A 13,594-nucleotide genomic window follows, 5' to 3' on the forward strand; every position below is an offset into this window, starting at 1 on the left:
GTGAGCCGCCGCGGTGCCCCTCGGGGTGCCGCGGCGTTGCCCATACACCTCGGGCCGCCGCCTTCCAGGCGCCCCGATAAACAGATGGATGCTGATATGCTCAGGCTCAAGCACGGCCTGTTACAGGCTGCCGGTTGGCTGTTTTACGTGTGCGCGTTGATGGTACTGGCGCTGATGCTGCCGGATCGCCTGTTCAACCCCGATTCCAAGGATTTCATCCTGCTGATCGGCGCCGTAGGGATCTGGCGCTACTCGATGGGTTTGATCCACTTCGTACGGGGCATGGTGTTCCTGTACGTGGTTTACCCCTACCTCAAACGCAAGGTGGCGCGGCTGGGTAACACCACCGACCCGTCCCATGTGTTCCTGATGGTCACCAGTTTTCGCATCGATGCTGGCACCACCGCCGCCGTGTACGGCTCGGTGATTCGCGAAGCGATCGAATGCGGCTACCCCACCACCGTGGTCTGCTCGCTGGTGGAAATGTCCGATGAGCTGCTGGTCAAGCAGTTGTGGGAACGGATGAACCCGCCGTCGCGGGTCTCGCTGGACTTCGTGCGCATTCCGGGCACCGGCAAGCGCGACGGCCTGGCCTATGGCTTCCGCGCGATCTCGCGCCACCTGCCCGACGAAAACGCCGTGGTCGCAGTGATCGACGGCGACACCGTGCTGGGTGAAGGCGTGGTGCGCAAGACCGTGCCGTGGTTCGCCTTCTACCCCAACGTGGGCGGCCTGACCACCAACGAATTCTGCGAAGTGCGCGGCGGTTACATCATGAGCGAGTGGCACAAGCTGCGCTTCGCCCAACGCCACGTGAACATGTGCTCGATGGCGCTGGGCAAGCGCGTGCTGACCATGACCGGGCGGATGTCGATGTTCCGCGCCACCGTGGTCACCGACCCGAGCTTCATCGAAGACGTCGAGAGCGATTCGCTGCAGCACTGGCGCCTGGGCCGCTTCAAGTTCCTCACCGGCGACGACAAGTCGAGCTGGTTCAGCCTGATGCGCCTGGGCTACGACACCTTCTACGTGCCGGACGCGGCGATCAACACGGTCGAACACCCGCCGGAGAAGAGTTTCGTCAAGGCCAGCCGCAAGCTGATGTACCGCTGGTACGGCAACAACCTGCGGCAGAACTCCCGGGCCCTGGGCCTGGGCATGTCGCGCCTGGGGGTGTTCACCTCGGTGGTGCTGTTCGACCAGCGCGTGTCGATGTGGACCAGCCTGCTCGGCCTGACCACCGCGATCATCGCCGGGATCAAGTACCACGCCGCCTACCTGATGGCGTATTTCCTGTGGATCGGCATCACCCGCCTGGTCCTCACCCTGCTGCTGTCGCTCAGCGGCCACCGGGTCGGCCCGGCCTACCCGTTGATTCTCTATTACAACCAGATCGTCGGCGCAATCATGAAGATCTACGTGTTCTTCCGCCTCGATAAGCAGTCCTGGACCCGCCAGCCCACTGCGCTGAAACGCGATCTCGCGAGTTTCCAACAATGGTTCAACACCTGGTCGTCTCGGACCATGACGTTCTCGGCAGGCAGCATCTTCGTCGCTGTGCTGTTCGCGCTCATCTGACCGGGCCTCAATGGATTAATCAGGAATTATCACCATGAATACAGCCGTCAATCCCAATGTGGTTCATGAGTCTGAAGCCCAACGCCAGTTCGCCCGGGTCCGGATTCCAGCCAAACTTCGCTACCTCGGCCCCAACCGCGAAACCCAGGAAGTCGTGATCGACGACCTGTCCGCCGGGGGCTTTTCGTTCAGCAGCAAAAAGCCGCTCAAGGAAGGCGAGATCTACCGCGGCCGCCTGATGTTCGTGATCGACAACCTCGGCCTGGGCATGGACATCGAATTCCAGGCTCGCTCGGTCGACAGCGACGGGCGCGTAGGCGCGCAGTTCCAGAACCTCGAGCAGTCCGACATCGCCACCCTGCGCCACCTGATCACCTCGCACATGAGCGGCGAGCTGGTCACCGTGGGCGACGTGCTCGGCACCCTGCAGCGCGATAACTTCACCAAGGCGCGCAAGAACAAGGCACTCAACGATGGCCGTGGCTTCTTTGGCCGGGTCAGCGCGGTGGGCTTCAGCCTGGGCGTGTTCATCGTCGGCGTGGCCGCCTTCGGCTACGTGCTCAATTCGATCTACGGCGCCTATTTCGTGACCCACGCCGAAGCGGCGGTGGTCAGCGTACCGGGCACCAACATCACCATGCCGCGCGACGGCACCGTGTCGAGCCTGATCGGCCCGGACGGCGTGGCCGCCAAAGGCGCGCCGCTGGCCAGCTTCAGCACCAGCATGCTCGACGTGCTCAAGGGCCACCTGGAAGAAGCCGACCTGACCCCAGAGAAAGTCACCGAGCTGTTCGGCAAGCAAATGACCGGCACCCTGACCTCGCCGTGCGACTGCGTGGTCGCCCAGCAACTGGTTGCCAACGGCCAATACGCCAGCAAGGGCGATGTGATCTTCACCCTGGCCCCGCGTGACGCCACCGCCGGCGTCGATGCGCGCTTTGCCTACAGCGACTTCCAGCACGTGCGCCCAGGCAGCCGGGTGAGCTTCCACGTCGCCGGCGAAGACAGCAACCGCGACGGCACCATCATCTCCAGCACCCCGCTCAAGGCAGACGAGCTCTCCTCGGACCTGCGCGTGAGCATCAAGCCTGACCAGCCGCTGCCCAGCAGCCTGGCCGGCCGCCCGGTTGAAGTGACCAACGACCGCGGCCCGAGCCTGGACTGGCTGATCAGCAAAGCCGTGGCGCGCGGTCTCTGACCGGAGCTAAGGAGATGACCGTGGCAGATACTTTCAAAAACCTGCACAGGCCCGTATTGCTGGGCCTGGCCGTGGCCATCGGCCTCGCCGGTTGCGCCGGGCTGCCTGACCAGCGCCTGGCCAACGAGGCGCTGCAAAACGGCGACATCGCGCTGGCGCAGAAGAACTACCAGGCCCTGGCCGACATGGGCTACGTGGATGCCCAGATCGGCCTGGCCGACACCTGGGTAGACAGCGGCGACCCAGCGCAGATGGCCAAGGCCGAAGCGGCCTACCGCGCCGCCGCCGCCACCTCGCCACGGGCGCAATCGCGCCTGGGCAAGCTGCTGGCGATGAAGCCGAACTCGACCGAAGCCGAGCGCCACGAAGCCGAAGGGCTGCTGCGTAAAGCCTTCGACAACGGCGAGCCCGGGGTACTGATGCCCTTGGCGCTGTTGTACCTGCAATACCCGCAAAGCTTCCCCAACGTGAATGCCCAGCAGAAGATCAGCCAATGGCGCGCCGCCGGTTACCCCGAGGCCGGCCTGGCGCAGATCGTGCTGTACCGCATGCAGAACACCTACGACCAGCACCTGGGCGAAGTTGAGAGCATCTGTAAACAGGCGCTGGAAACCAACGACATTTGCTACGTCGAGCTGGCCACGGTGTACCAGAAGCAGAACCGCACCGCCGACCGCGACAGCCTGCTCGAAGACTTGAAGCACAAGTTCGCCTTTGGCTTCGTCGGCGGCCAGCGGGTCGACGGCGTGGCCCGCGTGCTGGCCGACGCCAGCATCGGTACGCCTGACCCGAAAACCGCCAAGGAGCTGCTCGAAAGCGCGGCCCCCAGCTACCCACAGGCCTACATCAGCCTGGCGGACCTGGAATACAGCAACCCGGACCTGGCCAACATCGACGAGATCAACGCCAACATCGCCAAGGGCCACGACGCCGACCCGACCCGCGCCGAGCTGCTGCTGGGGCGCATCGCCTACGAAGGCAAGGCCGGCATTCCCGATGCCAAGGCGGCGCTGGCGCACTTCGAGAAGTCGATCCCCGAGCAGGTCAGCGGTTACTACTACATCGGCCAGATCTACCGCCGTGGCTACCTGGGTGAACCCGAGCCGCAAAAGGCCGTGGACGCCCTGCTGACTGCCGCCCGGCGTGGCCAGAACAGCGCTGACTTCGCCCTCGCCCAGCTCTATTCCGGCGGCCGCGGCACGATGCCGAACATGACCAACGCCTATGTGTTCATCCAACTGGCCAAGGCCCGTACCCAGGCCATGGGCCAGCCCCGCCCGGAGGTAGACGAACTGTTCCAGACCATCGACCAGCAAGTGCAACCGGAACAGCGTGCGCAAGCACAGCAGATCCTCAATCAAGAGATGGCCGCCCGCGGTGCCATGAGTCAGGATAACGCCGCGGTGGCGATGCACGCCCTGCCAGAAGAAGACAATGACGCCGGTAAGGACGAATCTCTATGAAGCTGAACAAATGGATGCTGGCCGGTATTGGCCTGGGGTTTGCGAGTTTGTGGTCGTGCCCGACCCTGGCGGCCTTGACCGCCACGGATAACTTCGGCCTGGAGGTGAAAGCCACCGGCCAGTCCGAGGATGACCGCGACCTGGGTACCCGCTCCGGCGGCGATGTGAACGGTATCGGTATCGACCTGCGCCCCTGGGCGTACGGTGAGTGGGGCAACTGGAGCGGTTACGCGATGGGCCAACTGGTCGCCGCCACCGACACCATCCAGACCGACCCGCTGGTACAGCCCGGCCTGGAAAGCACCAGTGGCAACAGCCGCTACTACAGCAAGGACCGCGAGGCCGACGACAGCTACCTGGCCCTGCGTGAACTGTGGGTCGGCTACAGCGGCCTGACCCCGTACCCGGGCGAGATCCTCAAGTTCGGCCGCCAGCGCCTGCGCCAGAACGACGGCGAGTGGCACGACAACTACATCGAGTCGCTGACCTGGAACTTCGACACCACCCTGCTGCGCGCCAGTGCCGGTGTAGGCCAGCGTTTCAGTGACTACCGCACCGACTTCTCGCGGCTGTCGCCCACCGACAAGGACCGCACCCATTTCTGGGCCGACGCCGCCTACCAGTGGACGCCTGGCCAGTGGGTGGGCATCCGCGCCCACCACATCAGCGATGACGGCAAGCTGGCCAACGCCGGCGAAGAAATCGACGACCTGGACAAAACCGAGAACGGCAACCTCACCTGGGTAGGCCTTGAGGCCGACAGCGATGCCTACAACCATCGCAACCTCAACACCGTCAACTACTGGGGCAGCCTGACCTACCTGACCGGCAACCGCCGTACCTTCGACCGCGCCACCGACCCGGACACCGGCATCGTCACCGCGGGCGATAAGTACAGCGAGCACGTCAACGGCTGGGCCACCGACATCGGCCTGCGCCTGCGCCTCGACCCGCAATGGCAGGTCGGCGCCGCCTATGCCCGCGCCAGCAAGGACTACCAACAGAACGGCCTGCAGAGCAACCGTTCGAACTGGACCGGCACCCGCTCGCGCATCAGCCGCTTCGGTGAAGCCTTCCAGGCCGAACTGGCCAACGTGCAGGCGGCTTCGCTGTTCGGTTCGTGGGAGATGAGCGAGGACTACGACGCCAGCCTGATCTACCACAAGTTCTGGCGCGTCGACGGCAACTCGCCGATCGGCCAAAGCAACATCAATGCCGCCTACGAGAACGCCGACCTGTCCCTGGCCACCCTGCCACTGAACGACGGCGACAAGGACCTCGGCCAGGAAATGGACCTCGTGGTGACCAAGTACTTCAAGCAAGGCCTGCTGCCGGCGGCCGTGGCGAAAAACCTGGATGACCCGTCTGCGCTGATTCGCTTGCGCGCTGGCGTGTTCAAACCGGGCAGCGCCTACGCCGGCGGGGTCGATTCCTACATGCACCGCGCCATCGTCGATGTGATCTGGCGTTTTTGATGCGTACCGCCAAGGGAGTGCATTGAGATGATTCATCCTTACAGCAGTGGCCGCAAGCCCGCTTGGCCGCTGGCCGCACTGGCCGCCGCGCTGATGCTTGCCGGCAGCACCGCCCTGGCCAACCCCGCGCCGGCCCCGGCGCCGAGCAAGCCGGAAGTGGTGAAGGAACTGCAGGAAGCCAAGACCTACAACATCAGCGCAGCCGACGCCGGGCCCCTGGCCATGGCGCCACCGAAGCTGCCTGACCTGACCGGCTACACCGCCGAGGCCGCCAAGGCCAAGGTCGACCGTAGCAAGAAGGGCAAGGTCGCGATCCGCCGCATGATGCAAGAGGATCCTCTCAAGGCCTTCATTGGCGGTGACAACAAGCTCGCCGCCTGGGTCGGCAAGCAGCGTGGCATCCCGGTGGCGATCTTCGTCGACGGCGGCTATGTGAACTTCGCCGACCTGACCAAAAGCGTGCCCAAGCAGTACCTGCGCGAAACCTCGCCAGGCATCTGGGTGGCGCGCATCCCGATCGTGGTGTCGCACAACGCCACCCTGGAAATCGACAGCCGCGTGAAAGACCTGCGGCTGTCCCAGGACGGTGGCTCGTTCATCGTCAACGACGGCAAGCTGTTCACCTTCGACACCCAGGTCACTGGCTGGAACGAGGCGGCCAACAAGCCGTCGCTGTTCAAAAGCCCGAATGAATTCCGCCCGTTCCTGGTTTCCTGGGGCGGCACCGAGACGTACCTGGTCAACACCGTGATGGCCAGCCTGGGTTACAACGAGTCGAAGAGCTACGGCATTTCGATCTCCCAGTACACCCCGAGCATGAAGGCGCAGATGAACCGCGCCGAGCCGACCGGCTGGATCATCGGCTCGACCTTCAGCGACATGTGGTACGGCTACTACTGCTACGAAACCCGTGACTTCGTGGTCAAGAGCAACACCTACAAAGACAACATCATCTACGGCATCGACCCGCACGACCGTTCCCACGGGTTGATCATCGCCGACAACGACGTGTACGGCACCCACAAGAAGCACGGGATCATCGTCTCCCGTGAGGTGGATAACAGCTTCATCATCAACAACCGCAGCCACGGCAATAAATTGTCTGGCGTGGTGCTCGACCGTAACAGCGTCGGCAACGTGGTGGCCTACAACGAGATCTACCAGAACCACACCGACGGCATCACCCTGTACGAGAGCGGTGACAACCTGATCTGGGGCAACAAGGTGCTGGCCAACAAGCGCCACGGCATCCGCGTGCGCAACAGCACCAACATCCGCCTGTACGAAAACATCGCCATGGGCAATGGCCTGACCGGCGTGTACGGCCACATCAAGGACCTCTCGGCCACCGACCGCGACATCAAGCTCGACCCGTTCGACGCCGAAGTGTCGCTGATCCTGGTCGGCGGGCAGCTCTCCGGCAACGGCACCGGCCCGCTGGCGATCGACTCGCCGCTGTCGGTGGAGCTGTACAAGGTGTCGATGCTGGCCCCGTCGAAATCCAGCGGCATCAGCTTCAACGGTGTGCTGGGTGACAACCAGGAACAAATCATGGACTTGCTGGTGCGCCAGCAGAAGGCCGTGCTGATCGACCCGGTCGAACGGCAATCGGACATGGCGCAGGATTGAGGAAGACCCACATGCATTCACAGTTGATCAAATGGCTTGGCTTGTCTGGCCTGACCACTGCCTTGTACCTGGCCAATGGCATGGCCCAGGCCGCTGAAGTCCAGGCCCCGCGCTTTACCGCCGAACCCTGCTGCCAGCTGTGCCCGGCCGCGGCCGACGCGAAAAACTACGTGACCCGCTACCAGCGCAACTTCACCACCCTGGTCGAAGGTGAAGGCGACTGGCTGTTCCGCACCGTCGAAGACCTGCGCACCGAGTTCAAGACCAGCCCCGAAGGCTACAAGCGCATGAAGGAACTGCACGACGCGTTCAAGGCCCGCGGCGTAGAGGTGGTGATCGTGTACCAGCCCACCCGTGGCCTGGTCGACCGCGCCCACATGCTGCCGGCCGACCGCGCGAAGTTCGACTACGACACCGCGCTGAAAAACTACAAGGACATGCTCGGCCGCTTCGCCGCCATGGGCTACCACGTGCCAGACCTGTCGCCGCTGACCAATGAGCAGCAGGCCCACGACTTCTACTTCCGCGGCGACCAGCACTGGACCCCTTACGGCGCCCAGCGCACGGCGAAGATCGTCGCCGAGACGATCAAGCAGATCCCCGGCTACGCCGACATCCCCAAGCGTGAATTCGAGACCAAGGTCTCTGGCCGCATGGGCAAGACCGGCACCCTGCAGAACATGGCCGCGCAGCTGTGCGGCAACACCTACGCCATCCAGTACATGGACCAGTTCTCCACCGAGCCCAAGGGCGAGGCGGCCGACGGCGACCTGTTCGGCGACAGCACCCTGCCGCAGATCACCCTGGTGGGGACCTCCCACAGCGGCAAGAACTACAACTTCGCCGGGTTCCTGCAGCAAGACACCAACGCCGACGTGCTCAACGTAGCCTTCCCCGGCGGCGGCCTGGAAGGCTCGATGCTGCAGTACCTGGGCAGTGAAGACTTCCAGCAACACCCGCCGAAAGTGCTGGTGTGGGAATTCTCCCCGCTCTACCCGCTCGACCAGGAAACCATCTACCGGCAGATGATGGCCATGATGGGCAATGGCTGTGAAGGCAAGACCGCCGAACTCAGCGGCAAAGCCACGCTCAAACCGAATCAGGCCTCTGAACTGTTGGTCAACGGCCGCAACGGCATCAAGGACCTGGAAAACTTCAACCACCAGATCGACATCAAGTTTGCCGATACCTCGGTGAAACAGCTTAAAGCCACCCTGTGGTACATGAACGGCCGCCACGAAGACATCAAGATCGACAAACCCGATACATCCGATACCGACGGGCGCTTTGCCTTCGAGCTGCGCGACGATGCCGACTGGCCCAAGCAAACCCTGCTGGCGCTGGAACTGCACGGGCCGGAAGACCCGAACGCAGGGCCGCAGCAAGTCGAGGCGAAGATCTGCAAACGTAACGTGTTCCCCGGCGTGAATACGCAACAAAGCGCGCAAGCCGGGCTGTGAGGTGATCATGAACCGTGCCACTCGTAACACCCGCAACGCACTGCCGGCCCTGTTGGCCCCCGCAGTGCTGGGCCTGGCCCTGATGGGCACGCAGGCCCACGCCGCCGGCGGCAACCTGGTGCCGCCCCAGGGCTATTACGAAGGGATCGAAAAGGTCAAGGAAAAGGACGGCAACTTCAGCTGCCCGGCCGTGCCCAAACCGTACACCGACTCGCTGCAGTTCCGCAGCAAATACGAAGGCTCGGGCAAAGACCGCTCGACCTTCAACGCGGTCAGCGACGCGGCCTTTCGCAGCGGCACCAAAGACATCACCGACATGGAGCGCGGCACCTCCAAGATCGTGATGCAGTACATGCGCGACGGCCGCCCGGCGCAGCTCGATTGCGCGCTGAACTGGCTGACCACCTGGGCCGGCGCCAATGCGCTGGAGTCCACCGACTTCAACCACACCGGCAAGTCGATGCGCAAATGGGCACTGGGCAGCATGAGCGCCTCGTACCTGCGCCTGAAGTTCTCCGAAGCCCACCCGCTGCAAGGCCACGAGCAACAGGCCCAGCAGATCGAAGCCTGGTTCAGCAAGCTGGCCGACCAGGTGGTGAGCGACTGGAGCAACCTGCCGATGGAGAAGATCAACAACCACTCCTACTGGGCCGCCTGGTCGGTGATGGCCACCTCGGTGGTGACCAACCGCCGCGACCTGTTCGACTGGTCGGTGAAGGAATTCAAGATCGGCGCCAGCCAGGTCGACCCGCAGGGCTTCCTGCCCAACGAACTCAAGCGCAACCAGCGTGCCCTGGCCTATCACAACTACGCCTTGCCGCCGCTGATGATGATTGCCAGCTTCGCCCAGGCCAACGGCGTCGACCTGCGCCCGGAAAACAACGGCGCGCTGCAGCGCCTGGCCAGCAACGTGCTGCAAGGCTCGAAAGACCCACAAGCCTTCCAGGCGAAAAACGGCCAGCAGCAAGACATGACCGACCTCAAGCAGGACAGCAAGTACTCCTGGCTTGAACCCTACTGCACGCTGTACACCTGCGCCCCGGATACCGTCGAGCGCAAGCGTGAAATGGAACCGTTCAAAACCTTCCGCCTTGGCGGCGACCTGACCCGCACCTATGACCCGGCCGCGGAGCAGAACAGCAAGGCCAAGAACAAGGACATGGACAAAGACACCGGCGAAGATTCCTGACGCCGGCCCCCGGCCGGGGCGCCCTTGAGGGCCCCCGCGCCGGTGCTGTTTCGAGTGCCCCGCCACGGCGTTTTTCGTGGGGGGGTTTGGGGGGGGCTGCAAGCGGTTCCCCAGGATGTAGGTACAAGAAGGAGAGATCGGGATGGTTTTCTCATCCAACGTATTCCTGTTCCTGTTCATGCCGATCTTCTTCGGCCTGTACTACCTGTGCGGAATACGCTATCGCAACCTGCTGCTGCTGCTGGCCAGCTATGTGTTCTACGCCTGGTGGCGTATCGACTTCCTGGCGCTGTTCGCCGGGGTCACCTTGTGGAACTACTTCATCGGCCTGAAGGTGGGCGCCAACGGCGTGCGCACCAAGGCCTCGCAGCGCTGGCTGCTGCTCGGCGTGGCGGTCGACCTGGCGGTGCTGGGCTATTTCAAGTACGCCAACTTCGGCGTCGACAGCATGAACGCGATCATCACCTCGTTTGGCCTCGAGCCGTTCATCCTGACCCACATCCTGCTGCCGATCGGCATCTCGTTCTACACCTTCGAGTCGATCAGCTACATCATCGACGTGTACCGCGGCGACACCCCGGCCACCAAGAACCTGATCGACTTCGCCGCCTTCGTGGCGATCTTCCCGCACCTGATCGCCGGCCCCGTGCTGCGCTTCAAGGACCTGGTCGACCAGTTCAACCACCGCACCCACACGCTGGATAAATTCAGCGAAGGCTGCACCCGCTTCATGCAGGGGTTCATCAAGAAGGTGTTCATCGCCGACACCATCGCGGTGATCGCCGACCACGCCTTTGCCCTCGAACACCCCACCACCGGCGACGCCTGGCTGGGGGCGCTGGCCTACACCGCGCAGCTGTATTTCGACTTCTCCGGCTACAGCGACATGGCCATCGGCCTGGGCCTGATGATGGGCTTTCGCTTCATGGAGAACTTCAAGCAGCCGTACATCAGCCAGTCGATCACCGAGTTCTGGCGGCGCTGGCACATCAGTTTGTCTACCTGGCTGCGCGACTACCTGTACATCACCCTGGGCGGCAACCGTGGCGGCACCTTCGCCACCTACCGCAACCTGATCCTGACCATGCTGCTGGGCGGCCTGTGGCACGGCGCGAACTTCACCTACATCATCTGGGGCGCCTGGCACGGCCTGTGGCTGGCGATCGAACGGGCGCTGGGCATCAACGCCGGCCCGCGCAGCTTCAACCCGGTGAAATGGGTGTTCACCTTCCTGCTGGTGGTGATGGGCTGGGTGATCTTCCGCTCGGAAAACCTGCACGTGGCCGGCCGCATGTACGGCGCGATGTTCAGCTTCGGCGACTGGCACCTCTCCGAGCTGTTGGCCTCGAGCCTGACCGGCCTGCAGGTGGCCACCCTGATCGTGGCCTACGTGTCGCTGGCCTACTTCGGCCTGCGCGACTTCTACTACGCGCCGATCAGCGGCAAGGCGCAAAAAGCCGAAGCCAAGCAGCCGCAAGCCGACGGCCCGGCCACCGCGCAACCAGGGCAGATCAAAGCCGTACCCGGCGACCAGCCAGGGCTGGTAATGGCCGGTGCCGGTGCCGGCCACGTGGTCCAGCCGGCCTACTGGGTCGCCGACGTACCGCGTTACGCGATGCGCGTGTTGATCCTGCTACTGTTCGTGGCTTCGATCCTGAAACTCTCGGCGCAGAGCTTCTCGCCGTTCCTCTACTTCCAGTTCTGAGGCGACGACCATGACTCGTACCCTTCGCCTGCTGTACGTTCTGACCTTCTTCGGCATCCTCGTGGCGCTGGGGCTGTGGTCGCTGTTCAGCTTCGGCAGCTTCAGCAAGACCGAACAGATGACCGTGCTCAACGGCAAGTTCACCCACGCGGTGGAAGGCCACTACGACGATGAATTCCCGATCAAGCGGCTGGGCACCAACCTCTGGGCGGCGGTGGACTACAAGCTGTTCCAGGAAGGCCGCCCCGGCGTGGTGTTGGGCCGCGACCAGTGGCTGTATACCGACGAGGAGTTCAACCCGGTCGCCCACGGCGACCAGCTCGAGGCAGACAACTTCGCCCTGATGCGCGGCGTGGCCGAACGCCTGAAGGCGCAGAACATCAAGCTGGTGATGGCGGTGGTGCCGGCCAAGGCGCGGGTGTACCCCGAGCACATTGGCAGCGAGCAACCGGCTGCGCTGCACGCCGACCTCTACCAGCAACTGCACGCGCAACTGGCCCAGGCCGGCATCGCCGCGCCCGACCTGCTCGCGCCGCTGGAGCAGGGCAAGCAGCAAGGCCAGGTGTTCCTGCGCACCGACACCCACTGGACGCCCATGGGCGCCGACCTGGTGGCCAAGCAGTTGGGCGGGTTCATCCAGGCCAACACGCCGCTGGACGCCAGCCCCGTGCAGTACGTGACCGAAGCCGGCCCGGTGCAGCCCTACAAGGGCGACCTGACCAACTTCCTGCCCCTGGACCCGCTGTTCAGCAACCTGCTGCCCAAGCCCGATGACCTCTCGCAGCACACCACCAAGCCCGCCGCCGACGGCAGCGGCGGCGGTGATGACCTGTTCGGCGCCAGCGCTGTGCCGGTGGCGCTGGTGGGCACCAGCTACAGCGCCAACCCGCACTGGAACTTCCTCGGCGCGCTGCAGCAGTCGCTGCACAGCGACGTGGTCAATTATGCCGAAGACGGCCACGGGCCGTTCCCGCCGATGCTCAAGTTCCTCCAGAGCGACGGCTTCAAGAACAACCCTCCGCAGGTGGTGATCTGGGAATTCCCCGAGCGCTACCTGCCCATGAAGGCTGACCTCAGCGGCTTCGATGCCAATTGGGTCGCCGAGCTGAAAAACACCCAGGACAACAACCAGAACCTGGCCGTCGGCCAGAACGACTGACCTGTCAGGCCGTTTTTTTTACGCAGAAGAGGTAAACAACCGATGAACGCAACCACCACTGCCCCGCGCCGTACCACCACCGCCCGCATCGCCAAGGCTTGCGCCCTGGCCGCCGGCCTCTCGGTGCTGTCGCTCAATGCCTTCGCCGGCGGTGACTCGTCGCTGTACCCCACCGCGCCAAAAGGCTCGGCCTTCGTGCGGGTGTACAACGCCGGTTCCCAGGAAATCACCCCAAGCGTCGGCCCAGGCAAATTCACCGCGGTGGCCCCGAGCAGCAGCAGCGCGTACGCCTTCGTACCGGGCGGCAGTTATACCGCCCAAGTAGGTGGCAGTTTGCCTGTAACTTTGGCCAGCGATAAATATTACACCGTCGTTGGCGGAACTTCGCAGCCGAAACTGGTCGAAGAGAACAAGTTTGAAAACAAAGCCAAAGCGCGGATTGACGTCCAAAATCTGACGGACACGCCTTTGACACTTAAAACCGCGGATGGCAAAACCGCCGTCGTTGAAAATGTCGCGCCAAACAAGGGCGGCAGCCGCGAAATCAACCCTGTAAAAGTTTCGCTGGCGCTCTACAACGGCGATAAGAAAGTGGCGGACGTTAAACCGGTTTCCTTGGAGCGCGGCCAAATTACTTCGCTCTTCATTACCGGCTCTGGTAGCAACATCAAGCCAGAATGGGTCGTTCCGCCGGCCTCCTGATAACTGATGAGTTGCGGCCGCTTATTGAAGCGGCCT

10 protein-coding genes are annotated in these 13,594 nt (G+C 63.5%); all 10 read left to right on the top strand.

Annotation, left to right across the window (positions count from 1 at the left end):
* Nucleotides 1–96 precede the first annotated feature (96 nt).
* Nucleotides 97–1,578, top strand: a complete 1,482-nt coding sequence (gene alg8 / locus ACFZCE_RS00485; RefSeq protein WP_390935060.1) for a mannuronan synthase — start codon at nucleotides 97–99, stop codon at nucleotides 1,576–1,578.
* Between the two features lie 34 nt (nucleotides 1,579–1,612).
* Nucleotides 1,613–2,776, top strand: coding sequence for an HlyD family efflux transporter periplasmic adaptor subunit (locus ACFZCE_RS00490; RefSeq protein WP_390935061.1), 1,164 nt, complete (start codon nucleotides 1,613–1,615; stop codon nucleotides 2,774–2,776).
* Between the two features lie 20 nt (nucleotides 2,777–2,796).
* Nucleotides 2,797–4,239, top strand: coding sequence for an alginate biosynthesis protein AlgK (locus ACFZCE_RS00495; protein WP_390935063.1), 1,443 nt, complete (start codon nucleotides 2,797–2,799; stop codon nucleotides 4,237–4,239).
* The gene (locus tag ACFZCE_RS00500) at nucleotides 4,236–5,714 is read left to right on the top strand and encodes an alginate export family protein (protein WP_390935064.1); all 1,479 of its coding nucleotides are present in this window, start codon (nucleotides 4,236–4,238) and stop codon (nucleotides 5,712–5,714) included. Before ACFZCE_RS00495 ends, ACFZCE_RS00500 begins: the two co-directional genes overlap by 4 nt.
* 27 nt (nucleotides 5,715–5,741) lie before the next feature.
* Nucleotides 5,742–7,343, top strand: coding sequence for a mannuronan 5-epimerase AlgG (gene algG, locus ACFZCE_RS00505; protein ID WP_390935066.1), 1,602 nt, complete (start codon nucleotides 5,742–5,744; stop codon nucleotides 7,341–7,343).
* Between the two features lie 11 nt (nucleotides 7,344–7,354).
* Complete coding sequence (locus ACFZCE_RS00510; protein ID WP_390935068.1) at nucleotides 7,355–8,803, top strand: alginate biosynthesis protein AlgX; 1,449 nt, start codon at nucleotides 7,355–7,357, stop codon at nucleotides 8,801–8,803.
* Between the two features lie 7 nt (nucleotides 8,804–8,810).
* On the top strand, nucleotides 8,811–9,992 hold the full coding sequence (locus ACFZCE_RS00515; protein ID WP_390935069.1) for a mannuronate-specific alginate lyase: 1,182 nt from the start codon (nucleotides 8,811–8,813) through the stop codon (nucleotides 9,990–9,992).
* Between the two features lie 142 nt (nucleotides 9,993–10,134).
* Nucleotides 10,135–11,697, top strand: a complete 1,563-nt coding sequence (locus tag ACFZCE_RS00520) for an MBOAT family O-acyltransferase (protein ID WP_390935071.1) — start codon at nucleotides 10,135–10,137, stop codon at nucleotides 11,695–11,697.
* Nucleotides 11,698–11,707: 10 nt separating this feature from the next.
* Nucleotides 11,708–12,856: an alginate O-acetyltransferase gene (locus ACFZCE_RS00525; protein WP_390935073.1), complete on the top strand. Its 1,149-nt coding sequence runs from the start codon at nucleotides 11,708–11,710 to the stop codon at nucleotides 12,854–12,856.
* Between the two features lie 42 nt (nucleotides 12,857–12,898).
* The gene (locus ACFZCE_RS00530) at nucleotides 12,899–13,558 is read left to right on the top strand and encodes an alginate O-acetyltransferase AlgF (RefSeq protein WP_390935075.1); all 660 of its coding nucleotides are present in this window, start codon (nucleotides 12,899–12,901) and stop codon (nucleotides 13,556–13,558) included.
* Nucleotides 13,559–13,594 lie beyond the last annotated feature (36 nt).

The sequence above is a fragment of the Pseudomonas sp. NPDC007930 genome, from assembly GCF_042958985.1.
Lineage (GTDB): Bacteria > Pseudomonadota > Gammaproteobacteria > Pseudomonadales > Pseudomonadaceae > Aquipseudomonas.

Coding starts and splice junctions, on each gene's coding strand:
- alg8 (WP_390935060.1), top strand. CDS start 97: ATGCTCAGGCTCAAGCACGGCCTGTTACAGGCTGCCGGTTGGCTGTTT.
- ACFZCE_RS00490 (WP_390935061.1), top strand. CDS start 1,613: ATGAATACAGCCGTCAATCCCAATGTGGTTCATGAGTCTGAAGCCCAA.
- ACFZCE_RS00500 (WP_390935064.1), top strand. CDS start 4,236: ATGAAGCTGAACAAATGGATGCTGGCCGGTATTGGCCTGGGGTTTGCG.
- algG (WP_390935066.1), top strand. CDS start 5,742: ATGATTCATCCTTACAGCAGTGGCCGCAAGCCCGCTTGGCCGCTGGCC.
- ACFZCE_RS00510 (WP_390935068.1), top strand. CDS start 7,355: ATGCATTCACAGTTGATCAAATGGCTTGGCTTGTCTGGCCTGACCACT.
- ACFZCE_RS00515 (WP_390935069.1), top strand. CDS start 8,811: ATGAACCGTGCCACTCGTAACACCCGCAACGCACTGCCGGCCCTGTTG.
- ACFZCE_RS00520 (WP_390935071.1), top strand. CDS start 10,135: ATGGTTTTCTCATCCAACGTATTCCTGTTCCTGTTCATGCCGATCTTC.
- ACFZCE_RS00525 (WP_390935073.1), top strand. CDS start 11,708: ATGACTCGTACCCTTCGCCTGCTGTACGTTCTGACCTTCTTCGGCATC.
- ACFZCE_RS00530 (WP_390935075.1), top strand. CDS start 12,899: ATGAACGCAACCACCACTGCCCCGCGCCGTACCACCACCGCCCGCATC.